Genomic DNA, 24,414 nt, shown 5'->3' with positions numbered 1-24,414 from the left:
TTTCCCGTCATCCCATGGCTTGACCATGAGATGACAAAGGCAAGGGCCAGGCAAAGGAATGCCGCCTTGCCGGCCCTGATCCCCTTATAGCGGCAAAGCCGGGCTTTCCTGAAACCCGAGATGCAATTCGTTGCCGGTATAGGGATGGGCCCGCGCGACGTCTTCGTTCAGATCATGACCGAGGCCCGGTTCGCTTGAAGGAATGACATAGCCGTCTTCCCATCGAATAGGCGTCTTCAAGAGGTCGGCATAAAAACCGTCGAAGGTCCGGATCGATTCCAGCACCAGGAAATTCGGGCTGCAGGTTGCCAGCTGGATATTTGCGAGCGCCACCAGCGGTCCGCAATAAAGGTGAGGGGCGATCTGCGCTGACCGGCATTCCGCCATGGCGGCAATCTTCTTGGCTTCCAGAAGGCCGCCGACGCGGCCGAGGTTCATCTGCAGGATACTGGCCGCACCGGTTTCAAGCACGCGGGCGAATTCATACTTGGTGCACAGACGCTCACCCGTCGCAACTGGCATGGAGGTAAACCGTGCAACCTCGGCCATGTCTTCCGGCTTTTCGGGCGGGATCGGCTCTTCGAACCAGAGCGGATCATAGCCCTCGATCCGGCGTGCAAGTCGCTTGGCCCCGGAAACGGTGAACTGTCCGTGGGTACCGAAAAGAAGATCGGCCCTCGTTCCGACGGCATTGCGGATCTGCCGGCAGAAGGCTTCCGAGCGTTCCAGATCGTCAAGGCTCGGCTGGTGGCCATCGTAGATCGTATAGGCACCGGCCGGGTCGAACTTCACCGCCGTGAAACCCTGATCGACGGCCTTGAGGGCTGCTTCGGCCGCCATATCCGGATCGTTGTAGACATTGGGTTTCGCGGGGTCCGGATAGACATCGCCATCGGAGGGATAAAGGTAGGTGTAGGAGCGCAGGCGCTCATGCACCTTACCGCCCAGAAGCTGATAGGCTGGCTTGCCGGCGGCTTTTCCGATGATGTCCCAGCAAGCCATTTCCAGGCCTGACAAAACGCCCATCACGGTCACATCGGGACGTTGCGTATATCCGGCACCATAGGTCTTGTGCCACAGCTTCTCGATATGATGCGGATCTTCGCCCTCGAACTGGCGCTGGAACACGTCCTTCGCCATCTCGGCCACCAGGTGCGGGCCGAAGGTGGCGTTGTAGATCTCGCCATAGCCTATGATGCCGCAAGCGGTCACCAGCTTGACGAAGATGAAGTAGCGCCCGCCATGGCGCGGCGGGGCGTTTTCGACGACGAAGGTCTCGATTTGGTCGAGTTTCATGGTGGTCCGCTTAGCTCGCGTTGCTGATCGTGATGGACTTTACCTTGGTATAGGCGTCGAGGCCTTCCCAGCCTTTTTCGCGGCCGTAACCTGATTTCTTGTTGCCGCCGAATGGCAGCTCAAGCCCCCCGGCCCAGTAATCGTTGACCGACACCTGGCCGCAATCCATTGCGCCGGCAACCCGCATCGCCCGCCCGACATCATTGGTATAGACGCTGGCAATCAGGCCGAAGTCCGTACCGTTGGCAAGGGCAACGGCTTCTTCCTCGCTTTCGAACAGTTGCACCGACAGGACAGGGCCGAAGATCTCTTCCTGGATTGCCGGATCGTTCGGTGCAAGGTCCGCAATTACCGTTGGCTGGAAGAACCAGCCTTTGCCCGTCTCTGCGTCGCCTGTAGCGTCGCCGCCGGTCAGGATGTTGGCACCGCGCGCCTTTGCGGCATCCACATGGGCCTTGATACGGGACAGGTGCAGCTCGGAATTGATGGCCCCCATGTCCGGAGCCGTCAGTCCGTGACCGGTCCTGATCTTGGCGGCTCGTTCGGCAAGGATGGAAAGCACTTCGTCGCGGATCGATTTATGCAGGATCAGCCGGGATCCGGCCGAACATATCTGACCGGCGTTCGAGAAGATTGCCCAGTAGGCTCCGTCGGCGACCTTTTCCGGATCGGCGTCGGCGAAGGCGATCAGCGGTGACTTGCCGCCAAGTTCCAGCGTCAGGCGGGTCACATTCGGGGCAGCCATCTGGGCAACATTGATACCGGTGGTGACGGAGCCAGTGAAGGTCAGCTGCTTGATGCGTGGATCGCGCGCCATCTGCGCGCCGACATTACTGCCCAGGCCGGTGACCACATTCACCAGCCCTTCCGGCACCCCGGCCTCGCAAAGCAGTTCCGCCATGACAAGTGCGGTAAAGGGCGTGGTCTCGGCCGGCTTGGCAACAACGGAACAGCCCGCGGCAAGGGCAGGGGCGACACCACGCGCGAAGGTCGAGGTGGGATAGTTCCAGGGAATGATGTGTCCTGTAACGCCGACCGGTTCGCGCACGGTGAAGGCGGTATAGGCCGGACCAAGATTGACCGATCGGCCATCGAGCTTGTCGGCAGCGCCGGCGTAATATTCGAAAAGGCGTGCGGAGGACTGAACGTCACCCTGGGCCTCGGCCAGCGTCTTGCCGCTGTCGACCACCTCTATCACGGCCAACCGGTCTGCGTTGTCGCGGAAGACCCGGGCAACATTGTTGAGGATACGGCAGCGCTCTGCCGGTGAGACTTGCCGCCAATGCAGAGCTGCTTTCTCGGCAGCGTCGATGGCGTTATCCACATCGGTGTCGGTCCCGAGAGAAAATTCGGCAAAGGCTTCTGCACGGCCCGGATCGAAGCTTTCCATCTTCTTGTTCGAGGCCGGAGTGCGTTTGCCGGCGATGAAATGCCCGTCGGGCAAGGCATCCAGCTTGCCGGTGGTCAGATAGTCTTGGGCGATGTCCTGAACGGTCATGAGAGGGCTCGCTTCTGGTCTTCTAGAATGAGATCGGCTCCCTTGAGAGCCAGCATCATGGTCGGGGCGTTGGTGTTGCCGGAGGTTATGTTCGGAAAGGCGGAGGCGTCGGCAACGCGAAGCCCTTCAATTCCGTGCACCTGCAGCCGGCTGTTGACGACGGTTGTCTCGCGGTTCTCGCCCATGCGGCAAGTCGATACCGGATGGAAGACGGTGCTGGCCCGGGCGCGGAAGTCCGCCAGGATGCCGTCGCCGTCGAGTTCTCCGAGGTTCGGAGCGATGGGGTGTTCGACAAGCGCGCTCAAGGCCTGGCTTGCCATCAGCTTCTGGCAGAGCTTGCCGCCATCGATCACGGTCTGGCGGTCTTCCTCAGTCGCCAGCGAATTGGGCTGGATCGAAGGCGCCGCACTGGCATTGGCACTTTTGATGTCGATGCGGCCGCGGCTCGTCGGGCGGGCCGGCTGTGCGCAAATGATGAAGCCGTTGAACGGATCGATGTTCAGCCGTGTCTTGTCCTTGTAAGGCCTCAGGCGATAGCTGATAGGATTGAAATAGAGCTGCTGGTCCGGCCGGCTCAGCTCGGGGCGCGAGCGCAGGAATCCACCGCACTGGTTGACGGATAGAGCCAGAGGACCCTTGCGGGTTGCTGCGTATTGCATGGCGGACAGGGCCTGACCCAGCAAGGGACGCAGGATCGCATTGAGTGTCGGTTCCCTGGCGCGGAAGGTGAAATTCGCAGCCAGATGATCCTGCAGATTGCCGCCGACGTTGTCATTGGCCTGGATCACCGGAATGCCGAGCTCATTCAGCAACCTTCCCGGGCCGATGCCGGAAACCTGAAGCAGTTGCGGCGAACCGATTGCGCCTGCCGCCAGGATGACCTCTCGGCTGGCAAGCAGGGTTTCCCCGCTCAGGAGTTCGACGCCGACAGCCGTTCTTCCTTCAAACAGGATGCGGGCAACCTGGGCCTGTGTCCGGACGCTTAGGTTCTTGCGGGCAAGGGCAGGATGGAGGTAGGCGCGTGCGGACGAGCACCGGCGGCCATCTTGCGTGTTGATCTGGTAAATGCCGCCACCTTCGGGAGCATCACCGTTGAAGTCGTCACTCCAGGGCAGGCCCACTTCACGGATCGCGGCAAAGAAGTGCCGGTTCACTCTGTGGATCTGGTCGGACACATTCTGGATATGGATCGGTCCCTCGCCTTGCTTCACGCCCTCGCAGGTCACCCGGGTTTCAAGGCGCTCGTAAGTTGCCTTTACATTCGCCCAGCCCCAACCTGCCGCGCCGGAGGCCTCCCAGTCTTCGAAATCGCCAGGCAGACCTCGGCAATAGACCATGGCGTTGATCGAGCCGGAGCCACCCAGCAATCGACCGCGGGGCCAGTAGACACTGCGCCCGCCGAGGCCTTCGTCTGGTTCGGTCATGAAGCGCCACGTGCGTTTTGGGTCGGAATTCAGCTTGCCATAGCCGAGTGGCAGCGACACCCAGGGTGAGGCATCGGACCCACCGGCCTCCAGCAGCAGAACTCGCGTCTGCGGATCTGCGCTCAGGCGTTCCGCCAGGATGCATCCGGCCGAACCGGCTCCCACGATGATGTAATCGACCTTGTCCATGATGCGCTGCCGGTTGACCGCTGTTTCGGAGAAGTGTCTGCGAGGATGGAAAATTCCTGAAACGAAAAAAAATTTGGTATAGCTTTGAAAAAATTTGAAGGAGACGCTTGTTGCACAGGTGCGAATTCGTTTCAGAAAATGAAAACAGCTTCTGCACCGGATGATAAAAGGAAGACGAAATGGCCTACAGCCTACCACCGCTCACATGGCTGCGCGCCTTCGAGGCGGCTGCGCGCCTGGGGAACTTCACCCGGGCGGCGGAGGAGCTGCTGATCACTCCGGCTGCTGTCAGCTACCAGGTTCGCCAGCTGGAACAGCTCCTCGGCTACCCGCTGTTCGACCGTGTTCACAGGGAACTGGCCCTGACCAGACTGGGGCAGACTTACCTGCCGACGGTCGAGAAGGCGTTTTCGGATCTTTCCATCGCCACCGTCTCGGTGTTTGGCGAGCGGGACAGGCAGCCGGTTCGTTTTCGCTGCCTCAACAGCTTCGGCCAGCTCTGGATGATCCCACGTCTGCGGGCTTTTCAGGAGGCACACCCGGGCATCGACCTGCAGATGATCTCGGCCTCCTGGGCGGAAACTCTCAGCCCGGAACTGTTCGACATCGATATCCGCTTCGGCGACGGCAGCTGGACTGACGGAGTGGTGGCCTTTCTGTTGAACGACCCGATCATCCCGGTCTGTCATCCGGATCTGGCGCTTGACCCTGGCAAGCGTGAAATCGAGGCGCTGGCGGAAGCAACCCGGCTCGACATAATGGGCGTGATCGACACCTGGGAGAGCTTCTTCCGCAGCCACGGGCATGCGGTTCCAAAACGCAACGGCCTGCAGGTCGACCAGACCCTCTCGGCCCTGGAACTGGCTGCTCTCGGCCATGGACACGCTCTGGTTCTGGAAACGCTCGCCCAGCCGTATCTCGACAGCGGCCGGCTGATCCGTTCATCGGACAAGAAGATAAAAAGCCGGCACAGCTACTATCTCGTCACTGACGGCTCGCGTCAGGCACTCGGCCCCGACGCCCAGATCTTTTGCGACTGGATGTTCCGGGAACTTGGCGGCGAAGCGGGAGAAGGGAGGAGCAAGGATATGAGAAGTTTGTCGGACTGACCACGAAAAACACCGGTTCAAACTGGACGTCTGGACTGAAAGTGTCAGAGGGCGCAGTTGACGTGGTTCGTGTAACGAACTTCCGCCCTCCTCAGTTGTCATCCCCGCGAAGGCGGGGATCCAGTAACAACATGAATTTGCTTTGGAAATATAATTCTCACCTCATGGCGTGCTGGTTTCCCGCTTTCGCGGGAATGACAAGTGTGGTTGTGGCAGTCGCCCAGAGTACCACTTTCGGATCAGACACTCAGGATGAGGAAGAGAGTTTGGCTGAACAAAAGCTCATCCGCTCAAGCTGCAAGATTAATCCAGCGAGAAGGTGAACTCGAACAACCGGTCAATCGGGTCGAGCGGTTTGGGGTCGCGGTATCGATTGAGGTCCAGCAAGCCTGCCTGAAGGGTGTCCTGGTCTTTCAGGGCGGTCTGGATCCGGTCGAAGTCGGTCCAGAATTCCGGGTCGGTTCTGCGGACGCCAAAACGGTCGACGAGCTTGAGGAAATCATCTTGTGACCTGATCTCCCGAACCGTCTCCACGAAGGCCGGCAGGTGATCCTGCTTCACCTTGAACATGAAATTCGGATAGCTGCTGAACTGGCCGGGCACGACCGTCACGCTGTCGTTCTGGGGTTCGCGGCGCAGATCCTCGTTGAAGATGAAGGCAACGTTGCTGTGGGCCATGTCATGCACCAGGGTAAAGACCTGCGTGTCCCGTTCCGTTTCCACGAGCAGAACCGAGATATCAGGCAGGAACTTTGCATATGGCGCAGGTTTCTGGGCAAGCGGACGTAGTTGCCCGGCAGGCGTGTCACTGGACGCACAGGCATTGCCGGTGCAGCGGTTGATAGGGTCTTGTTCAGCCCACAGGCCAGCAGGTTCGCGCAGTAGCTCGGTGAGGAACTCCTCCTTGGGATCGCTGGTGGAAAAGTCGATACCTGTCGGAGACCTGGTGTCGAGCGCGCTTTCCTTCCAGAGATCGACCATGCTGACAAGCGGACCCTGATACCAGCTTTCGTGCATGGGTTTGCGCACTTGTGGCGGCAGGAACGACAGGAAGGTTCGCTCTCCTTCACGGCGCAGGCTGTCCATATAAAGACGTGTCGTGAGCTGGTGTTCCACATTGCCGAAGACATCGAACCCGGCAACGAGATTGTAGTAGATCCGCTCGAACAGCGGGAAATCGATTACCCAGGCGGTTTCGGGCACCGCGCCGACGAAGCCTGTCACCACCGAGGCGGAAGAGAAATTACGGTAGACGGTCAGACGGGCATCGACCTCGGAGCCATCACCTTGCCAGATGTCACCGTAGTCGGGGCCGCCTTCCGCCAGGAACTTGCGTTCATACCGCCCCTTGCGAAACTCCTGATACTTGACCGGTCCGAGCGACAGGAAGCCTTCCAGACGCTTGGACAGTTTTCCCTTCGACTGGGCAACCGGCAGTTCGAGGATCGGGGTCGCGGCTTCCAGGAAGCTCGGGTCGGTGACGGAGAGATCGGCGTCGGGTGTCAGGAAGGAGACCCAGAAACGGTCCTCGATCACGTTCACCGCGACCTGGCCGTAGCAGACCGGACCACGAATGAAAGAGCGGACAAAATAAAGTGCTTCGTCCAGCAGGAACTGGTAGCGGCTGCGCGCAGGAATGGCGCGGAAGGTCGACAGCGGGTTGCCGCCTGCAGCCGTTGAATAGGGCGGCAGGCTCGCAATCTCCCAGTCGCTTTTCAGGAACAGGTCTTCATAGCGGTTCAGGCGTTCGGGGCCGATCTCATAGACCATGTGCTCCTTGTGCAGGATGGTGCCGTCAATCGGGATGAGCCTGTAATGAAAGGGGCCACCTGGATCGTCAAAGGGTCGGCGCGAGGCAATCTCATCTGGAGGCGACCCGGTCGCGGTTCTGGAACGGATTATGCGGAAGAAGCGGTTCTGGTCATCGCCTTCCAGGTGCAGATGGGCCAGGAACAGATGTTCATAGATATAGCGCGCGACAAGTTTCGACCGTTTGTCGCCGCGGTTGAAGAACGTTTCGATAGTGTGCACCGACTGTTCGACACTCTGTGGCAATCCTTTGCCGGCGTCCGGTGCAGGTGCCCCATCCCTGGCCCAGGACAGCAGGGTCTCGTAGTCGCCATCTGCAAGCGGCGCCATGGCAAAGGGCATGCCGCCCTGCGGGTGTTCCTCGAGGTAGTCCTTCACCTTGCCAGGCATGGCGCAGGTGTTTGCACGCAGCGTCGAAATGTCGATGTCGTCAGGAAGCGGCGCTCCGAGCTTGAACGAATTCTTGCGGCCGGCCAGCAGCAGTTGTTCCAGAACGGATGGTCCGTCCTGTGCACCGACAACGTCGAAGAAACCCTTGGCGCGCCAGCCCGGAACAGACTTTGCGTCGATCCCCAGGCGTGTCATCGGAGCATCTTCCAGACGCGAGGAATCGTAGACTTTCTGCTTGCTCGCTCCGCGCATCCAGCCCGCGGCGGATGACAGCTTGAGCTGACAAGGTGCGTCATAGCAGCCGTGGCAGACGACGCAGCGCTTGTTGAGGACATCGAGAGCTGATGTATCCTCCTGCGCCGATGCAGCGCCGGCACAGCAAATCAGAAGTATGGCGCGAAACGCCTGTTTCAGGATCCGAGGCCAGAGAGCCTGAAGGCGGCCGGCCGCAATCATGCCAGAGGCATCAACCTTCATCGTCTTCCATCCGTGGACGGGTCACCCGGCTCGGGTCATCAGGCCCCTTGTAGTTGAACAGGTAAGCCCAGGCGGCATAGGCGGTGATTGCCGCCATGATGTAGACCCATGTGATATTGCCGAATGCATATTCCACACCGGTCCAGCCGGCGCAAAAAGCGACCAGAACAATTCTGCGCCAAAGCGCATCGAACCAGGGATGTTCTACGGGACCAAACACAGTTTTGCCTTCCTTTTGCGTCATCTGAGCCGAGCTGCCCGGGCTTGCTGACGTAGCGGGAGCCTCAAGAGCTTGCAAAATCAGGCAAAACTTGCCTGCCATCACCTGATTACACCTTGAAACTGGCTGCTGAACAAGGGAATGTGGCGTACCACTCCCGGCCACGGAAATTCATGTTGATAAGAGGAGCCTGGCTTCCGACATGCTGACTGCGCTTGATCTCCTGACAGCTAATGACACGCCAGGTCAACACCCACCTTCCTATTACGCTGCAACTGCCAACAGGCAAACGGCTCACCCGGTTCTCGATGGCTCACACACCTGCACTGTCTGCGTCATCGGTGGCGGTTATACGGGGCTATCGGCTGCATTGCATCTGGCTGAACGGGGTGTTGACGTCATCCTCCTGGAAGCCAACCGGATCGGGTGGGGCGCCTCGGGCCGCAATGGCGGCCAGGTCGGTTCCGGCCAGCGCATGGACCAGACGGTTCTGGAAGAACGCCATGGCAAGTCTCACGCCAGATTGCTGTGGGACCTTGCCGAGGATTCCAAGGCGCTGGTCAAGGACCTGATCATCAAGCACCAGATCGCCTGCGACTACACGCCGGGGATACTGCATGCCGATCACCGCAAGAGTTTTGTCGAGGAAAGCCGCGACTATGTCGAGCATCTCAGGCTCGTCTACGGCTATGAGGACATTCGCTTTGTCGGTCCGGATGAAATCGGCGAACAGGTCGGCAGTCCCCGGTATTACGGCGGCTCTCTGGACACGGGCGCAGGCCATCTGCATCCGCTCAATTTCGCACTGGGTCTCGGGCAGGCAGCCGAAGCGGCAGGGGCCAGGATTTTCGAGGAAACCAAGGTCACCGGCATTGACGGCCAGGGCACGGGACGGATCACGGTGAGGACGGGGCAGGGCGACGTTCGTGCAGAGCACGTCATTCTGGCGTGCAACGGTTATCTCGGCCGCCTTGACCGGCAGACCGCCGCGCACGTCATGCCGATCAACAATTTCATCGTCGCAACGGAGCCCTTTTCGGAAGACGAGGCGCAAAAGATCATCCGCAACAATGTCGCCGTGGCCGACAGCAAGTTCGTCATCAACTACTTCCGTCTGTCGGCAGACCGCCGGCTGCTTTTCGGTGGCGGTGAGAATTACGGCTATCGCTTTCCGGAAGACATCAAGGCCTTCGTGCGCGAACCGATGCTGGAAATCTTCCCCCAGCTCAGCGACGTGGCCATCGATTACGGCTGGGGCGGTACGCTGGCGATTACGCCCAAGCGCATGCCCTATTTCGCAAGGATTGCACCCAACATGCTGACCGCAGGTGGGTACTCCGGCCACGGGGTTGCCATGGCAACCCTTGGTGGTCAGGTGCTGGCGGAAGCCGTGACGGGAACTGCGGGTCGCTTCGACGTCTTTGAGAAACTGAACGTACCGGCTTTCCCCGGCGGTGACCGGCTCCGCTTCCCGCTTCTGGTACTTGCCATGACGTGGTTCTCTCTGCGGGACAGGCTCGGGTTCTGAGATGCCGCAGAGCCGTACAGAAGCGCGCCGGACGATCGGCAGTTACTGGGAAGCCAGCGTTCCGCAGGTCAAGCTGGACCGGCAGCTCATCGGCAACGCGCTTTTCGATGTTGCGATTATCGGCGCCGGGTTCGCCGGGCTGAGCGCAGCGCTACGGCTCGCGCAGGCAGGCGTTTCCGTGTGCGTTCTGGAAGCGGAACACGTTGGTTACGGCGCTTCGGGCCGCAACGGCGGATTTTGTTGCCTGGGTGGTACCAAACTCGATGAACGCCGCCTCATCAAGAAATTCGGCCTCGAGGAAGCGCGCCGTTTCGTTGCCTATCAGGTCGCGGGCGTCAATCTGGTTGCCCAGAGGCTCGACAGCTGGGGTGTTGACGCCGACCGCCATTCCAATGGGGAAATCTATCTTGCCCACCGGCGGAAGGATTACGCCGGCTTTCAGGCGGAAGCAGCGTTCCTGAAGGAGAACTTCGGCATCAAGGCCCGGGTGCTTTCCAAGACGGACCTGGACGCGGAAGGCTATGGCGGGCCAACATTCCACGGCGGACTGCAAGTACCCTACGGCTTTGCACTCAATCCGATGGCCTATGTCCAGGCTCTGGCGGATCAGGTGCGCCGAGCCGGCGGCAAGATCTTCGGCAAGTCGCCGGTGACTGGGATGACCCGGGACAATGACCGCTGGCAACTGGAGACCGAACACGGCTTCATTCGGGCCCGGAAGGTTGTCCTGGCGGGTAATGGTTATGCACGCGAGGATGCGCCCAAATGGCTGCACGGGCGTACACTGCCGGTCATGTCGTCAATCCTGGTGACCCGCCCCCTGAGCGAGGGTGAACTCGCCGCACAGGGCTGGACCTCCGACACCATGGCTGCCGACACTCGTAACCTTTTGCATTATTTCCGCCTGTTGCCCGACCGGCGGTTCCTGTTCGGAACGCGCGGCGGCATCTTCGAAAATGCCCAGTCGCTCGCGGCGATGTACAAGCGTGCAAGGTTGGATTTCGACGAGATGTTTCCTGCCTGGGCGGGCATTGAGGCCGAACACAGCTGGTATGGACATGTGTGCCTGGCGCGAAATCTGACCCCCTTCGTTGGGGAAGTGCCCGGTCTCGGCGGCGTCTATGCCGCAATGGGGTGGCACGGCAGCGGTATAGCAATGGCATCGATCTCGGGGGAGAAAGTAGCCGGTCTGATCCTGGGCAAACTTCAGCCGGAAGATCTGCCGGTTGCCCTGCGCCGGCCTTTTGCAAGGTTTCCCCTACCGTCACTGCGCAAACTCTATCTTCAGGGCGCTTACTGGTGGTACGGCTGGCAGGACAGGTAAACCGCAGATCTGCATTCGCCATGATCCGGGACCATTGAAGACAGAAATCGGATGCTTATGACTGATACCATGATCGTTCGGCAGGCCGAGCTTCGGGACCTGGAAGCCGTTTACGATATCTGCCTGAAAACCGGCCAGGCCGGGCGCGACGCGACGGATCTTTATTCTGACCCCGCATTGATCGGCCATATCTACGCAGGGCCCTATGTGGCTTTGAAAGGTCCCATCAGCTTTGTCGCTGAAGATGATCTCGGCGTATTCGGTTATGCCGTCGGCGTCAGCGATACACGGGCTTTCGAGCGCGAACTGGAGCGGGAATGGTGGCCGGCTTTGCGGGAACGTTACCCGGAACCGGTGCAGCAGGAAACCGAGCAGTCAGCAGATGATCAGCGGATCCGCACGATCCACAATCCGTCGCCCGTGCCACAGGCCGTCATCGATGAATATCCGGCGCATATTCACATGAACCTCTTGCCGCGCGCGCGCGGGAGAGGAGTTGGCACCAGGCTGCTGGACGCCTGGATTGCCGCCGCCAAACTGAAGGGGGTCTCGGCTGTTCATGCCGGGGTGAGCGCTGCCAACGAAGCCGGGCTCGCTTTCTGGACAGCACGGGAGTTCCATCCGGTTCTGACAGTCAGCACCAGCGGATCTCATGGCACCATCTGGTGCGGACGAAGCCTGTAGTCGCCACGGGCCAACAAGGCTTTAGCTCCGCATAGTTCGCACTGAATGTTGTGGTCACGGGAGAGCGGAATGCCTGCAACCACGAAAACGGAATTGCTCGCCGCAAGCGAGAGCGAGTTTTCAAAGCTGCAAACGCTCCTCGATGACCTGCCCGCGATGCTGCGTCTTGAAAAGGATGCGGACGGCATATCGCCAAAGGATATCGTCGGTCACCGGGCCCACTGGATAGACCTGTTTCTGGGCTGGTACCGGGACGGCCAGGCCGGCAGACCGGTCTGGTTTCCGGCCAAAGGCTACAAGTGGAACGAGACACCCAGATACAATGCCGACTTGCGGCAAAAGCAATCCAGTCTTTCCTGGCGATCGGTGCGATCCCTTCTGGAGGGAAACCACGCCGAACTGCTCGCCCTCGTGGAAAGTCTGGAGAATGACGAACTCTACGGCGAACCGAAGAAAGGCTCCAACAACAAGTGGACGACGGGACGCTGGGCGGAAGCCGCCGGTCCAAGCCATTACCGGTCGGCTTCGAAATATCTTCGCCAACGTCTTTCTCAGTTTCAGGAGGAAAGAAACCGGCGCAATTCCGATGTAAGGGATCAGTCCGGGTCGATCTGAGCCTTGCGTCTGACAACGGCTACGTTGACCTCCCGCCATATCTCGAAACCCAGCTTGCGGTAGAGGGCAATTGCTCCGTGATTGTCCGCATAGGCGTGAAGGAACGGAATGTCGCCGCGGCTCCTGATGACTTCAGTCACATGAAGAGAGAGCTCGGATGCCAGGCCTCTGCCTCGGAAATCGGGATGAGTGCAGATCCCGCTCACTTCCGTATAGCCGTCGAGGTTGATCCTGCTACCCGCCATTGCAGCCAGACGGCCGTCCAGCCTGATGCCGAAGAAAGTGCCCAGCTCCGGCGTGCGAGCGGTGAACGGACCCGGTTTTGTCAGCGCTGCAAGCTCGACCATCTCCGGGACATCGGTTTCGTCCAGCTGCACGATTGAAGTCGATCGGGATGGGCCTGCTGGCGGGGAAACTTCCACCATGAGAACACCCAGCGCGGTGATCTCTGCCTCAAGTTCATGGGGCAGGGCGATGTCGTCCGCCTGCAGTATGAAAGCCCGGTCGTCACCCGGTTGAATCAGTTCCGCCAGCGCGGCCAGAGCTTCGGGCGAGTTGTTCGCCGCTGCCGCAAAGGGGGAGATGGCCGGATCGAAACGGCGGGCAAGGTCGCCCCCCTGGCTGAATTGCGCATGCCGGGAAGTCAGGGCTGACCAGACAACCCGCTTCAGAAGGCTGTCCCGGCTCGGTTCATTCGTAACTGCGTGCATCTTCGAGCTCATAGTGTTGTGAAATCAGATCCCATCGCTTCAACACGTCCCGGGCGGCATCGGGCACATAACAGCGCTCGTAATCCGGGCCTTGAAACGCGATGATGTCGTCAAGCGAGCGGAAACTCATGATGGTGATGAACTCCACCTCGGTTTCCAGGTTCTTTCGAAGGACCTCGATGCCGAGATAGCCGGGAATGGCTTTCGCCTCGATGCCCGGAATGACCTGTGTCGTGAGAACATGGGCATAGGTGTCGGCCATGCCGGGGTCCGTCCAGCCATGCCAGATGCGCTTGATCATCGTTCAAGCTCCGGGGGCGTTTGCAGAGAGTTCCAGTCCTGCAACGGCCTGTCCTTGCAGCGGACGGAAAGCGGCCTCGTGCAAAGGGCATCCTCCAGACCTGCAAGCTGGTCAAGCAAAGGACCTTCCAGACTGTTGCAGGCATCGGCAACTGCCAGTGTGATCGCGGGCCAGAGCGTTTCTTTCAGATGGGCGACGAGGGCTACTCCCTTGTCGGTCAGGCCGATTGTCGTCACGCGACGGTCCTGTTGCGAGGCAACGGATTCAACCAGTCCATCCGACTTCATCTTGTTGATCGTTCTGGTAACGCCCGGTTGGCTCTGGCCAAGGGTCTTCGCCAGATCGCCGATACTCAGCGGGCCTTGCCGGTCAAGTGCGGCAAGAACGGGGTTGTGCGGCGTCGGCAGACTGGTGTCGGCAAGCTCGGCCGCAACGATCTGCGTTTGTGCCTGCAGCATTTCCCCGATCCGTTTCAGCCGGCTGCCCAGGGTGGCATAGCCAAGCGCGCGGACGACATCTTCGCTCATGGGTCACTCCATTTACATAACTTAGTATATAACTAGTTATATAAATTCGCAAGACCTGGTGGGTGAAGAACTTGGAGACTGACCTAAGGCGGAGATGTGGAAGGTTGAAAAACCTCGCCCTACCAGTAGCACTGGCGGGGCGAGGTGATGGTCAACAGTTGACGAAGAAGCAGCCTAGTCGAATTCCGGTCCGCGTGCGCGGTACGGAGTGATTTCCTTCCAGGCCCGCATCAGCGTGTCCAACTCGTCGTCGCCGTGCGGCGGCATTACGATCTGCAGCTTGACCAGAAGGTCGCCATGACCACCGGTCTTGGTCGGAAGGCCCTTGCCCTTCAACCGCATGGACTTGCCGCTGGAGGCGTTGGCCGGAATGGTCAGGTTGACGGCACCGGACAGGGTTGGCGTACGCACCTTTGCGCCCAGGACAGCTTCATAAAGTGTCAGAGGCAGGTCAAGGTGGAGGTCGGACCCCTTCACTTCGAAAAGCTTGTGAGGCTTGAAGCGGATCTCGACCAGGGCGTCGCCTGCGGGGCCGCCGTTTTCCCCGGGGTGCCCCTGGCCCTTGAGCCGGATCTTTTCGCCTTCGACCACCCCCTTGGGCAGGGTAACATTCACCGTCTTGCCGCTTGGAAGCGTTACCTGGGTCTTGCCGGAGTTGACGATATCCTCCAGCGAGGCGCGGGCGACGATTTCCGCGTTGGCGCCTTTTGTCTTGGGCGGCGCCTTCGCGCGGGCGCCGCCGCCGAAACCTGCACCGGGTCCAGCGCCTGCACCTGCGCCGGCGCGTGCACGACCACCGCCGAAGCTGCCGAAAATGTCGTTCAGAATATCGTCGAAACTGCCGCCGCCACCGGATGTCTTCTGGGTGCGTGCACCGCCGAAGTCTTCATATCCGGAAAAGCCGTCAAAACCATGCGCCTGATAGCGCTGCTTGCCCTCCGCATCGATTTCTCCGCGGTCGAACTTGGCACGTTTTTCCTTGTCGCCGACAATTTCATAGGCCTGATTTGCTTCGGAAAAACGCTGTGCGGCCGTCGGATCATCCTTGTTCTGATCCGGATGGTATTTTTTGGCCAGCTTCCGAAAGGCCTTCTTGATTTCGCTCTCGCTGGCAGATTTTGCCACCCCGAGAACGCTATAGGGATCACGCATTCGTCTCACCAGGTTCCTAAGATTTTCCGGCAGGCTGCCCCGCGCACTGCTCCGTTCGGCGAGCCGAACACAAGCGTGCAAGTTTAGCAGGTCATGCTTGACCGGACTTGTCCTCTATATCGGGATGGATAGGAAAAAATTCCAGACCCCGAATTCGTCTTGAGGACCTTCCGGTTTTAGCGGTTTTTTGACGGGGTTCAAGCTTCGGCGACAGTCAGGCTGGTGACCGCGAATTTTTGCGTGATGTCCCGGCAGGCCGTGCCGGAGTACAGCTTGATGCCGACGATGGTATTTGCCGTCGTCTGAAAGCCGAGACAGCCTGTCTCGCCGTAGGTGGAGGCATTGATGTTCGACAATGTGCCGGAATTGCCGCTGATCGCGTTGAGCCACGTCAGCGACAAGGCCTGCGTCGGCTTTCCGGCGGCAAGGTCCTGGCTGATAGTGTCGAGGTTCTGCGCGATCACAGACCGGTCGTCCTCGTTGATATCGGCATAGGCGACGTCGGATGCGGACGGAATTGAGCCGGTCAGGACTGTCGGGGAATCGATGTTGTTGCTGCCCACCGGAACGGACAACTGGCTACAGCCGCCAAGTGCGGTTGCAACGGCCATGCAAAGTGCGGCTAAGGGTTGGATCTTTATGTGCCCGGCAGTATATGAACGCATACGATACATTTTTCAGGCAGCCCCCCGGTCCGGCTTTTCGAGCCGCTTTAAAGGCTGTCGTTTCCTTCGACAGGTTACCGATGACAGACCTTAAAGATCCCCCTGAAGAGTTAACAAAAGGTGACTTTACAGAGGTAGTGAAGCCATTTGAGCTTTTTGCAGAATGGCTTGAGGACGCCAGGGCTTCGGAGCCCAACGATCCCAACGCACTGGCGCTGTCGACCGTTGACCCAGACGGCCTGCCGAATGTGCGGATGGTTCTGCTGAAGGACTTCGACGAACGCGGCTTTGTTTTTTACACAAATTTCGAAAGCGCCAAGGGGCAGGAGCTGCTCTCCGCCGGCAAGGCTGCCATGTGCTTCCATTGGAAGTCCTTGCGCCGGCAGGTTCGCATTCGTGGTCTTGTCGAACAGGTTTCGAACGAGGAAGCGGACGAGTACTACCGCTCCCGGCCGCGCGGCAGCCGGATCGGTGCCTGGGCGTCCAGGCAATCGCGGCCGCTGGAAAGCCGTTTCGCGCTGGAAAAGGAAGTGGCGAAATATACCGCCAAGTTCGGTATAGGCGACATTCCGCGGCCCGACCACTGGTCAGGCATGCGCCTGGTGCCGGTTTCCATCGAATTCTGGCATGACCGGCCGTTCCGACTTCATGACCGCGTGCAGTTCACCCGAACTGGCGTGGATCAGCCATGGTCCAAGGCGCGCCTTTATCCGTAACGCGCCTGCGACTGGGGCCGAAAGTTTCAAGATGCCGGACCGGTTAAAGCAGGCGTTTCCAGCGGAAGAACAGGAACGTCAGCCCGACTGACGACACCATCAGGCCCAACGAGAACAGGAACCCGAGCTGCCAGTTCAGCTCGGGCATGTTGGCAAAGTTCATGCCGTAGATCGATGCGATCAAGGTCGGTGGCAGGAAGATCACGCTGACGACCGTAAAGATCTTCGAGATCTGGTTCTGCTCCAGCGTGACGAGGCCGACCGTTGCGTCCAACAGGAAGGACAGCTTGTTGTCCAGCGCGTCGCCGTGTTCCTTGATGGAATGGATGTCCCTGCCGAACATCTTGCAGTCGGCTTCCTGCTCTTCGTTCAGGTTCAGACGTTTGGCATGTGTGCTGAGGTAAAGCATCATCCGCGACAGGCTGGTGCAGACATCGTGCATCTTGGACACATGCAGTCCGATCTGCCCCAATTGCTTGATGGCGATCTGATAGCTTGCGGTCTTGCGCATGTTGAGGCCGTCGCCGAACACCTGCACTGCCAGCTTGTCATACCGTGCTGACGCGCTTTCCATTTCATCGGCACACCGGTCGACGATGATGTCGAGCATCGTGAAGAGAACAGCCGGCCCCTTGTGGGCGATCGTCGAATCGGCCTGAACCTTGCGGGACAGAAGGGCGATGGATTTCGGTTCGCCATAGCGCACAGTCACCAGCCGCTTGGCATTGACGACAAATGTGACAGACGAAAGCGCCGGGTCGATCATCTGCGTGGCGATCGGAAGCTGCGCGGTCATCACCACGGCGCCGGGCTCCAGGTAAAGGCGTTCGGAGGTTTCGATGGAGGCGATCTCGTCCCGTGTCGGGATTTCCGCGCCCATCAGCTTTTCTGCTGCCTTTTGCTCTTCCTGCGTCGGCGCGATCAGGTCGATCCATACAGACGTGGTCGGAAGGGGGGCGCCGGAGGCAAGCTCAAGACGCTCCAGACCTTTGACGGTCGGGCAGTAGGCAATGATCATGCAGGCAATCTCCGCCGAAGGACACGGAGCGTGCCCTGTTCGGCGGCAGTTTGCCCAACAGATCGGAAGACGGCAACCGTCTGAAGAAAGTGATTTTGCGGCACCCCGACGGGGCTTGGCCGCTTCAGAATGGCGGACATTCAATCGTCACCGATTGTATGTCCGAACGCTATCCTGGACCGGTCACGCCGGCCGTCAACCAGCGTCTCGAAACAGCATGGCAAGCTGGCCGTCACCAGCGGCTTGCCGCGTCTTCGGACGCTATAGCGCAGCGGCTCAGTTCTTCTTTTTGGCCACCGTGCCCGCATTCTTGCAAAGGGCAGCTGCATTGAGGGCTGCGATGCCGACGGGCTTGTAGAGGTTCACCAGTTTCGCATCGGCGCTTTGCTTCGGGGCAGGGCGGGCAGATTGCTCAGACATTTGTCTCGTCCGTTGTCTTTTCCAGTGCCCGCTCTCTGGGTTAAAGTTTTCATGGCTCGCGGGCGGTGTGCATGTCGTATCCAATTGCGGCAAACGGAAGGCAGAAAACACGCCTTTCAGCCGGTTTTCGCAATGGATGTGAAAAAGCATGCGCTTATTGGCGGAAATCGGCCAGTCAAAAACAATAACAAGATGTAACGAATCCCGGCCGGATTTGAAGTAATACAGTAAGGATTTATTTACGAATTAGGCCTGCCAGTCATTTGAGCAAGTATATGACTGCCCATTCATATGAAATAGCTTCTGTGATTCCGTAGTGGAGAGCCCCGCAAGGCACTGCAGAATCCTAGCAGCGATCGCGCGTAGCTGAGCAGTACCGTCGTGGCACAAAGGCCCAGTCCGGCCAGCATCAATGCAGAAGAGATCGAAGCTCCCAGAAGGATCATCAGGCCTCCTGTGCCGAGGCCTATGACCAAGAGGGCAATGGTTGTCCGCAGGTAATGATAGTGGGCTTGCAGCCAGCGTCCGCCCGGTTCGGCATAGAGGATCGCAAATGCCAGGGCGATGGGCGACAGGAGTATCGTCAGAACCAGCAGGTGGCACAGGCAGATATTGGCAGAGCCTGGCCGAAACAAGCCAAATGGTGAAAACGCCTTTTGTTTTCCGTCACCGGCAGCGCGGTGTTCCTGTTCGCTCGCCGTATGACGGGACCGCAATCCGGTCATGCCTTACCCCGATTTGCAACTGTATTTCCGGCGTGTCTTGCTTGCACGTTTATCGTTTGCCCAGAAGGAATGTATGATGTGTTCGCTGTCGAAGTGAAGTTCATTTTTGACAAATTGGCTGTAAACGAAGAAACAATCAGGTGGACACCTTGCCGCGCAGATGCGGCAAGCCAGGCGAGATAGGATCTCATGAAGCGCTACGCCGTCTATAAAACAGCTTCGGCACCGGCCAGTCGCACGACCGGCTCCGTGGCGCTGGCGCTCGCGGCAATTGCCTTTCTGGCAAAGCGGTTCGGCCTGATCGACGCGGATGTGTTTGTCCTGTCTCTGATTGCAGCGGCTACGATTGCGCTCGCCGCCATCCTGCTTGCCCTGTTCGGCTTCCACCGGATCTGGACCTATGGTGGACCCGGCGTGCCGGCGGCGCTCACAGGTTTGTTCCTGGGGCTGCTGGCGCTTGCGACGCCCGTGCTTGTGGTCGGAATGCTGGTCATGCACGCGGGAGCGAGCGACCTGGCCACCAACCGAACCGATCCACCCGAACTTGAAACAAATGTGGCTTCAAGCGAACAACCTTTTCTCGACTGGCTGAACACCGCGCTTGTTGAAGACGTCTGGCCGGCGGTTGCCGCTTATACGGGTGCCGCGCCGGGCATGACTGCTGTGGCCAATTCGGCGGAAGACCGTCTTTACCCCGATATCGTTCCGCGCCGATACCGCATTTCTACCGCTCAACTGCATGCGGCGAGTGTCAAGGCGCTTGAAGGTCTGAACTGGCAGGTCGTTGATGAATTGCCACCCGATCTCCTCGATGCACCGACCTATCTGCAGGCCGAGGGCACTTCGCAGATCCTGGGATTGAAACACGATATCGTACTGCGCGTCCGGCCGGATTCGGTGGGGGCCCTGCTTGACGTCCGTTCGCGTTCGCGCACACCGCTGAAGGACCTGACCGACAATGCGGACCGCATCCGACTTGTCTTCAGCGAGATCGACCGTGTGCTTCTGGAAACATACGGCGATCTGGCGCGGCTTTCGGTCGACGAGACAGAGCTGGAAGAAGACCTGCCGGCCGAACCGGTTGAAGACTTGCGCGAAACCATTCCGTTGCCGAGCTTCAAACCCTATTTCGAGGACGAGGATGCGCCGGTTGCCGAAGGTCTGGATGCGGTCGATCTGGAAGGCTGATCGCTTGCAGGCTCAGCCGGTGAGGCGATAGCGGGCGGCAAGAGACAGCTCCGGACTGGCCTCGACGCGGCCTCTGTCCGCGAGGTCCTCCAGGTGCGCGAATACGGACAGACCTGCTGCCGGGTGCAGCGCCGGATCAACCGCTGCATAGAGCACCGATACGATTTCCGGAATCGATCTTTCGCCTTTTGCCAGTTCATGAAGGATAGAGGCTTCCCGGTCGTGCCTGTGCCGCTTCAGGTCGCGGACGTAGTCGATGGCATTGCGAACAATACCGCCGTGTCCGGGCAGATAGACGGATTCGGAACGGGCCAGCAGTTTGTCGATCGAGGCCATGTAGTCCCGCATGCTGCCGTCGGGTGGGGCGACGACCGATGTCGACCAGCCCATGACGTGATCGGCGGACAGCAGAACCGGTTCCCCGGCAAGGGCAAAACATAGATGGTTGGACGTGTGGCCGGGGGTGGCGACGGCTTCAAGCGAAATGCCTGCGGCCTCGAACATCTCGCCATCTTCCAGCAACCTGTCGGGCGCGTAGTCCTTGTCGCCGCTGGCGTCGAGCGGATTGACCTCGTTTTCAAGAAGCGCGCGTGCCGGCCGGTGCGGCCCGCACCCGATGATCTCGGCACCGGTTCTTTCTTTCAACAGCCGTGCGCCCGGCGAATGATCCACATGCGTGTGGGTGATCAGGATCGCCTCGATGACTGCGCCTTGTGCAGCCTTCAAGATGGTGTCGACCTGGCCTTCCAGGGCAGGCCCGGGGTCAACGCAGATCAGCCGATTGGTCCCCAGCAGATAGCTGTTGGTGCCATGAAAGGTGAAAGGCCCCGGGTTGTTTACCGTTAGCCGGCGCACGCCCGGCATCAGCTCGACGGCAGTTCCATATTGCGGATCGAACGTGCGATCGTGCTTCATGATGTCTCCAGTTGGTTCCGCCAGGGGCGACAGTTTCGGCAGGTTCTGCCTCGGTCTGTACGTCATGTATCTGACGTTTGAATCGGCTAGGGAAGCGGTACTTTGCCAAGCCGGGTCCAAATGTGAAACAGTGCGTTTGGGGTTGGAAAGAACGAATTTGACGGAAAATCATGACACATGACACCGAGTGCCGGGTTGAAGGCATGTTGAATCTGCCGCGGAGCCAGGCGTTTTCACTGTTTGTCGACCGGCTTGATCTGTGGTGGACATCGCCTTTCAAGGATGCGGGCGAGGGCAAGATTCAGGCGGGTATCGATCCCTATGCGGGCGGTAGCTGTTATGAGATAGACAGTGAAGGCCAGCACAGGGTCTGGGGAACCGTCCTCTCACTGGAACCGCCGCTTTACATTCGTCTGGCCTGGCAGGTCAGCCGGGATGGCGAGGAAGTTGCGGATCCTGCGACGGCAAGCCGTGTCATGGTGAACTTCCGCGAGGCCGGGGACAGCACGCGCCTTGAAATCGTTCACAGTGAGTTTCTGAGACATGGCGAAGCGGGAGCGGAATATCTGGAACGCATGCGCCAGCCTGATGGCTGGCCGCGTATTCTGGACAACCTGAAATCCGCCGCCAGACATCCCTTGCCTCAAAATCGGTGATTGGTGCGGGTATTTAGCGCCGGTTCGGAAGTTTCGGTTCACCTGACGCGAACAGCGTTGGTGGGTCAGAGCCCATTTTCAGGGGTGTATTTGATTGTCGCTTGGCTGACATGCTTTCCGTGTTAGGGGAGTGGTCCGATGCTGCCCCGATCTCCCTATTCCGGCCTTGCACATTTACTGAGACGTCGAAATAGTGTCTGCACTCGGGACACCTAACTGCTGAAACGAATTCGCTCGACCGTCCATGACCCAACCGCCTTCGCCAATCGAAGAACCTGCTGAAGACCGGCAGGCCGCATCGCCGCTGACCCGACTTGGCGAGGCCCGCTGGATTCTGCTGTTCGCGTTTGCTGCTGCCGCAGGCGCGGTCATCGTCCATGAAGTGCCGTTGACGACGGCGCTGCTCGCCATGGCGGCAATTGTTGTCGTGGCCTGTTTCGTGCCGCGCAAGTCTTCGAGCCGCAGGGTCAAGCTGAATGCCCAGCGGGAAATCCGCAGGATGTGGCCGGGTACGGGCATGAAGGTCACTGTTGATGCGTTGCCGACACCCTGCTTCGTTGCCGACGGGCGGGGCATCACCCGCTATGTCAACAAGCAGGCGCTGTCGATTTATGAAGGCGTGAAACCGGGTGATCCTCTGTCCTTCTCGCTCCGGGCTCCTTCGCTGCTGGAAGCGTTCGACCGTGTCTGCACAACGGGTGAGGCCGAGAAGATCAGCTGGATCGAGAAGGTGCCGACCGAAACCTGGTACGAGGCTCATATCTCGCCAATCTACATGCCCGGAAGCGCAGGCCTGGAAAAGATGCCGAGCTTGCCGGACTTCATTCTGGTGGTCATTCAGGACCTGACAGAAAATCGCCGGCTTGAACGCATGCGCACGGACTTCGTCGCCAATGCCAGCCATGAACTGCGCACGCCGCTGGCCTCGCTCACCGGATTTATCGAGACCTTGCAAGGACCTGCGCGCAACGATCCGGAAGCGAGAGACAGGTTTCTGTCGATCATGCTGGATCAGGCGGGGCGCATGCGCCGGTTGATCGATGATATCCTGTCACTGTCGCGGATCGAGCTGAAGGCGCACGTCCGGCCCGCAAATGCTGTCGATCTGTCAGAAATCGTCCGGCATACGACCGATGCGCTGTCTCCACTGGCCTCCGACATGGGCGTCGAGATCCGGCTTCAGCTCCCGGACACCCCCGTGCGGATCAGGGGCGACAGGGACGAGCTCATCCAGGTGACGGAAAACCTGATCGAGAACGCGCTGAAATACGGCCATGACGGCAAGTTCGTCGACGTCGGTCTTGAAAGACCGCAGGCGCCGCAGGATGCACTGACCTGGCAACTTTCGGTACGCGACTACGGGGAGGGCATTCCGCGTGAGCATCTGCCGCGCCTGACAGAGAGGTTCTACAGGGTCGATGTCGAATCGAGCCGGGCGATGAAGGGGACGGGCCTCGGGCTTGCCATCGTGAAGCACATCCTGACACGCCACAGGGGCCGGCTGGAGGTGGAGAGCGAGCCGGGGCAGGGGGCGACGTTCAAGATCAGTTTGCCTGCCATGGAGAACGTTGAAGGTCTGCCCGAGAAGATCTCCGCCTGATGCCGGATTGGCGACTGTCGTATTCCTGAGACGCGAGACTGCTAGAGACTTGCCACTGCAAGATCGGAAAAGTCTTTTGTGACCGGTCAGGCGATCCGCCTAAAGGAAGGCCTGTCTTGCCGGATCGCGCCAGCATTTTTGTCCAGGAGTTTTAACGTGCCGATGTATTTTTCAGCCCGCGCTGTGTTGTGTGGCGTTTTTTGTTTGGCATCCCTGACCGCCGAAGCGCGTGACCGATTGCTTATCGTCGGCTCGTCCACGGTATTTCCATTTGCGACCGCGGTCGCAGAAGCAGTCGGCAGCAATGGCGTAAAGTTCCCGATTGTCGAATCCACGGGCTCAGGCGCCGGTTTCAACCTGTTCTGCAAGGGCGTTGGTGAACACACGCCGGACATCACGAATGCATCCAGGCGCATGAAACCTTCGGAACTGGACACCTGCCTCGCAAACGGTGTCACGCCGGTCGAAGTGGAAATCGGTTATGACGGCATCGTGCTGGCCAATTCGCGCAATGGCCCGAAATTCACCCTGACAGTGGAGCAGATCTTCGAGGCGCTGGCCGAGAAACTTCCGAAGGACGGACAGCTTGTCGACAACGGCAACCTCGCCTGGTCGGACATCGATGCGGATTTGCCGAATGAGGAGATCGAGGTGCTTGGACCGCCTCCGACCTCCGGCACCCGTGACGCGTTCGAAGAACTTGTCATGGAAGAAGGCTGCAAGTCGGTCAAGGATCTGGAAAAGGACGGTTGCACGCGCATTCGCCGGGACGGCAGCTTTGTCGAAGCGGGCGAGAACGACGACCTGATCGTCGGTGCTCTGGAGGCCAATCCCGTGACGGTCGGCATCTTCGGTTATTCCTTCCTGATGCAGAACCGGGACAAGATCCAGAGTGTTGGCGTCAACGGGGTCGAGCCGACGTTCGAAAAGATTGCCTCCGGGGAATACCCGGTGTCCCGCCCGCTGTTTTTCTACATCAAGAAGGAACACGTCGGCCTTATTCCTGGCATGGAGGAGTATGTGGCTGCCTTCACCAGCGAAGAGGCCTGGGGCGACGATGGGTATCTGGCGAGCAAGGGACTGATTCCCCTGTCTGCCGAAAAACGCAGGCGAGAGGCGACCGACGCAATGGCGTTGCCGGCCTTGCAACTCTGATCGAGCTGAACCGGGCAATGCAAAACCCCGTTCGGCCGCAGCGGCAGGTGCCTGAAAGCCTCCCTGATCTGGCATAACGCTCGCCAGATGGATAAAAGGGATG

The 24,414-nt window shown here is 59.5% G+C and carries 24 protein-coding genes; 10 read left to right on the top strand and 14 right to left on the bottom strand.

Going from position 1 to position 24,414, the window contains the following annotated elements; genetic code table 11:
• Positions 1 to 84: 84 nt before the first annotated feature.
• Genes ACP90_RS22060 through ACP90_RS22050 form a run of 3 tightly spaced genes read right to left on the bottom strand, consistent with a single transcriptional unit; the run spans position 85 to position 4,407 of the window.
• Positions 85 to 1,296 (bottom strand): mandelate racemase/muconate lactonizing enzyme family protein, encoded by a 1,212-nt coding sequence (locus ACP90_RS22060; protein WP_062490073.1) that lies wholly within the window; start codon positions 1,294 to 1,296, stop codon positions 85 to 87.
• A gap of 10 nt (positions 1,297 to 1,306) precedes the next feature.
• Positions 1,307 to 2,794, bottom strand: coding sequence for an aldehyde dehydrogenase family protein (locus tag ACP90_RS22055; RefSeq protein ID WP_062490071.1), 1,488 nt, complete (start codon positions 2,792 to 2,794; stop codon positions 1,307 to 1,309).
• Positions 2,791 to 4,407, bottom strand: coding sequence for a GMC family oxidoreductase N-terminal domain-containing protein (locus ACP90_RS22050; RefSeq protein WP_062490069.1), 1,617 nt, complete (start codon positions 4,405 to 4,407; stop codon positions 2,791 to 2,793). Before ACP90_RS22050 ends, ACP90_RS22055 begins: the two co-directional genes overlap by 4 nt.
• Before the next feature lie 179 nt (positions 4,408 to 4,586).
• Here ACP90_RS22050 and ACP90_RS22045 point away from each other — a divergent pair, with 179 nt between their 5' ends.
• Entirely contained in the window at positions 4,587 to 5,516 is a 930-nt protein-coding gene (locus ACP90_RS22045; RefSeq protein WP_062490067.1) for a LysR substrate-binding domain-containing protein, read from the top strand.
• A gap of 303 nt (positions 5,517 to 5,819) precedes the next feature.
• Here ACP90_RS22045 and ACP90_RS22040 read toward each other — a convergent pair whose 3' ends face one another.
• Together ACP90_RS22040 and ACP90_RS22035 are read right to left on the bottom strand one after the other, a co-directional pair.
• Positions 5,820 to 8,192, bottom strand: a complete 2,373-nt coding sequence (locus ACP90_RS22040) for a fatty acid cis/trans isomerase (protein WP_062490065.1) — start codon at positions 8,190 to 8,192, stop codon at positions 5,820 to 5,822.
• Positions 8,182 to 8,412: a hypothetical protein gene (locus ACP90_RS22035; RefSeq protein ID WP_208984440.1), complete on the bottom strand. Its 231-nt coding sequence runs from the start codon at positions 8,410 to 8,412 to the stop codon at positions 8,182 to 8,184. Before ACP90_RS22035 ends, ACP90_RS22040 begins: the two co-directional genes overlap by 11 nt.
• Positions 8,413 to 8,614: 202 nt before the next feature.
• Between ACP90_RS22035 and ACP90_RS22030 the strand changes: the two genes are divergently transcribed.
• The 4 genes from ACP90_RS22030 (at position 8,615) to ACP90_RS22015 (ending at position 12,563) form a co-directional block, all read left to right on the top strand.
• Positions 8,615 to 9,940 carry an FAD-binding oxidoreductase gene (locus ACP90_RS22030; RefSeq protein WP_062490063.1) on the top strand — a complete coding sequence of 442 codons (1,326 nt, stop codon included), beginning with the start codon at positions 8,615 to 8,617 and terminating at the stop codon, positions 9,938 to 9,940.
• A 1-nt stretch (position 9,941) separates the two neighbouring features.
• Complete coding sequence (locus ACP90_RS22025) at positions 9,942 to 11,264, top strand: FAD-binding oxidoreductase (RefSeq protein ID WP_062490062.1); 1,323 nt, start codon at positions 9,942 to 9,944, stop codon at positions 11,262 to 11,264.
• A 57-nt stretch (positions 11,265 to 11,321) separates the two neighbouring features.
• Positions 11,322 to 11,948 (top strand): GNAT family N-acetyltransferase, encoded by a 627-nt coding sequence (locus tag ACP90_RS22020; RefSeq protein ID WP_062491869.1) that lies wholly within the window; start codon positions 11,322 to 11,324, stop codon positions 11,946 to 11,948.
• Between the two features lie 69 nt (positions 11,949 to 12,017).
• Positions 12,018 to 12,563, top strand: coding sequence for a ClbS/DfsB family four-helix bundle protein (locus tag ACP90_RS22015; RefSeq protein WP_062490060.1), 546 nt, complete (start codon positions 12,018 to 12,020; stop codon positions 12,561 to 12,563).
• Here ACP90_RS22015 and ACP90_RS22010 read toward each other — a convergent pair.
• The 5 genes from ACP90_RS22010 to ACP90_RS21990 all read right to left on the bottom strand — a co-directional run bounded on the left by ACP90_RS22010 (position 12,545) and on the right by ACP90_RS21990 (position 15,864).
• Entirely contained in the window at positions 12,545 to 13,273 is a 729-nt protein-coding gene (locus ACP90_RS22010) for a GNAT family N-acetyltransferase (protein ID WP_201030422.1), read from the bottom strand. The genes ACP90_RS22015 and ACP90_RS22010 overlap by 19 nt on opposite strands.
• Positions 13,254 to 13,574, bottom strand: coding sequence for a hypothetical protein (locus ACP90_RS28820; RefSeq protein ID WP_062490056.1), 321 nt, complete (start codon positions 13,572 to 13,574; stop codon positions 13,254 to 13,256). The genes ACP90_RS22010 and ACP90_RS28820 overlap by 20 nt, the downstream gene beginning before the upstream one ends.
• Positions 13,571 to 14,101, bottom strand: coding sequence for a MarR family transcriptional regulator (locus tag ACP90_RS22000; protein WP_062490054.1), 531 nt, complete (start codon positions 14,099 to 14,101; stop codon positions 13,571 to 13,573). The genes ACP90_RS28820 and ACP90_RS22000 overlap by 4 nt, the downstream gene beginning before the upstream one ends.
• Positions 14,102 to 14,275: 174 nt before the next feature.
• Positions 14,276 to 15,253: a J domain-containing protein gene (locus ACP90_RS21995; protein WP_023001831.1), complete on the bottom strand. Its 978-nt coding sequence runs from the start codon at positions 15,251 to 15,253 to the stop codon at positions 14,276 to 14,278.
• A gap of 197 nt (positions 15,254 to 15,450) precedes the next feature.
• Complete coding sequence (locus ACP90_RS21990; RefSeq protein ID WP_062490053.1) at positions 15,451 to 15,864, bottom strand: RT0821/Lpp0805 family surface protein; 414 nt, start codon at positions 15,862 to 15,864, stop codon at positions 15,451 to 15,453.
• Positions 15,865 to 15,998: 134 nt separating this feature from the next.
• On the opposite strand from ACP90_RS21990, the gene pdxH reads away from it, so the two are divergent.
• The gene (pdxH, locus tag ACP90_RS21985; protein ID WP_062490051.1) at positions 15,999 to 16,634 is read left to right on the top strand and encodes a pyridoxamine 5'-phosphate oxidase; all 636 of its coding nucleotides are present in this window, start codon (positions 15,999 to 16,001) and stop codon (positions 16,632 to 16,634) included.
• 43 nt (positions 16,635 to 16,677) lie between these two features.
• Here the strand turns inward: pdxH and ACP90_RS21980 are convergent, their stop codons facing one another.
• The 3 genes from ACP90_RS21980 to ACP90_RS21975 form a co-directional block, all read right to left on the bottom strand.
• On the bottom strand, positions 16,678 to 17,652 hold the full coding sequence (locus ACP90_RS21980) for a magnesium transporter CorA family protein (RefSeq protein ID WP_055658081.1): 975 nt from the start codon (positions 17,650 to 17,652) through the stop codon (positions 16,678 to 16,680).
• Between the two features lie 276 nt (positions 17,653 to 17,928).
• Positions 17,929 to 18,072, bottom strand: a complete 144-nt coding sequence (locus ACP90_RS28555; RefSeq protein WP_201030421.1) for a hypothetical protein — start codon at positions 18,070 to 18,072, stop codon at positions 17,929 to 17,931.
• A 287-nt stretch (positions 18,073 to 18,359) separates the two neighbouring features.
• On the bottom strand, positions 18,360 to 18,797 hold the full coding sequence (locus ACP90_RS21975) for a hypothetical protein (protein WP_023001825.1): 438 nt from the start codon (positions 18,795 to 18,797) through the stop codon (positions 18,360 to 18,362).
• Positions 18,798 to 18,986: 189 nt separating this feature from the next.
• Between ACP90_RS21975 and ACP90_RS21970 the strand changes: the two genes are divergently transcribed.
• On the top strand, positions 18,987 to 19,985 hold the full coding sequence (locus tag ACP90_RS21970) for a DUF1499 domain-containing protein (protein ID WP_062490049.1): 999 nt from the start codon (positions 18,987 to 18,989) through the stop codon (positions 19,983 to 19,985).
• Positions 19,986 to 19,997: 12 nt separating this feature from the next.
• On the opposite strand, the gene ACP90_RS21965 is transcribed toward ACP90_RS21970, so the two are convergent.
• On the bottom strand, positions 19,998 to 20,900 hold the full coding sequence (locus tag ACP90_RS21965; RefSeq protein WP_062491867.1) for an MBL fold metallo-hydrolase: 903 nt from the start codon (positions 20,898 to 20,900) through the stop codon (positions 19,998 to 20,000).
• 170 nt (positions 20,901 to 21,070) lie between these two features.
• On the opposite strand from ACP90_RS21965, the gene ACP90_RS21960 reads away from it, so the two are divergent.
• The 3 genes from ACP90_RS21960 to ACP90_RS21950 all read left to right on the top strand — a co-directional run bounded on the left by ACP90_RS21960 (position 21,071) and on the right by ACP90_RS21950 (position 24,311).
• On the top strand, positions 21,071 to 21,556 hold the full coding sequence (locus ACP90_RS21960) for an SRPBCC family protein (RefSeq protein ID WP_062490047.1): 486 nt from the start codon (positions 21,071 to 21,073) through the stop codon (positions 21,554 to 21,556).
• A 244-nt stretch (positions 21,557 to 21,800) separates the two neighbouring features.
• Positions 21,801 to 23,156 (top strand): ATP-binding protein, encoded by a 1,356-nt coding sequence (locus ACP90_RS21955; RefSeq protein WP_062490046.1) that lies wholly within the window; start codon positions 21,801 to 21,803, stop codon positions 23,154 to 23,156.
• 204 nt (positions 23,157 to 23,360) lie between these two features.
• On the top strand, positions 23,361 to 24,311 hold the full coding sequence (locus tag ACP90_RS21950) for a substrate-binding domain-containing protein (protein WP_286145699.1): 951 nt from the start codon (positions 23,361 to 23,363) through the stop codon (positions 24,309 to 24,311).
• Positions 24,312 to 24,414: the final 103 nt, after the last annotated feature.

The sequence above is a fragment of the Labrenzia sp. CP4 genome (genome assembly GCF_001579905.1).
GTDB classification, from domain to species: Bacteria; Pseudomonadota; Alphaproteobacteria; order Rhizobiales; family Stappiaceae; genus Roseibium; species Roseibium algicola.
This window is presented reverse-complemented; position numbering and strand designations above follow the sequence as displayed.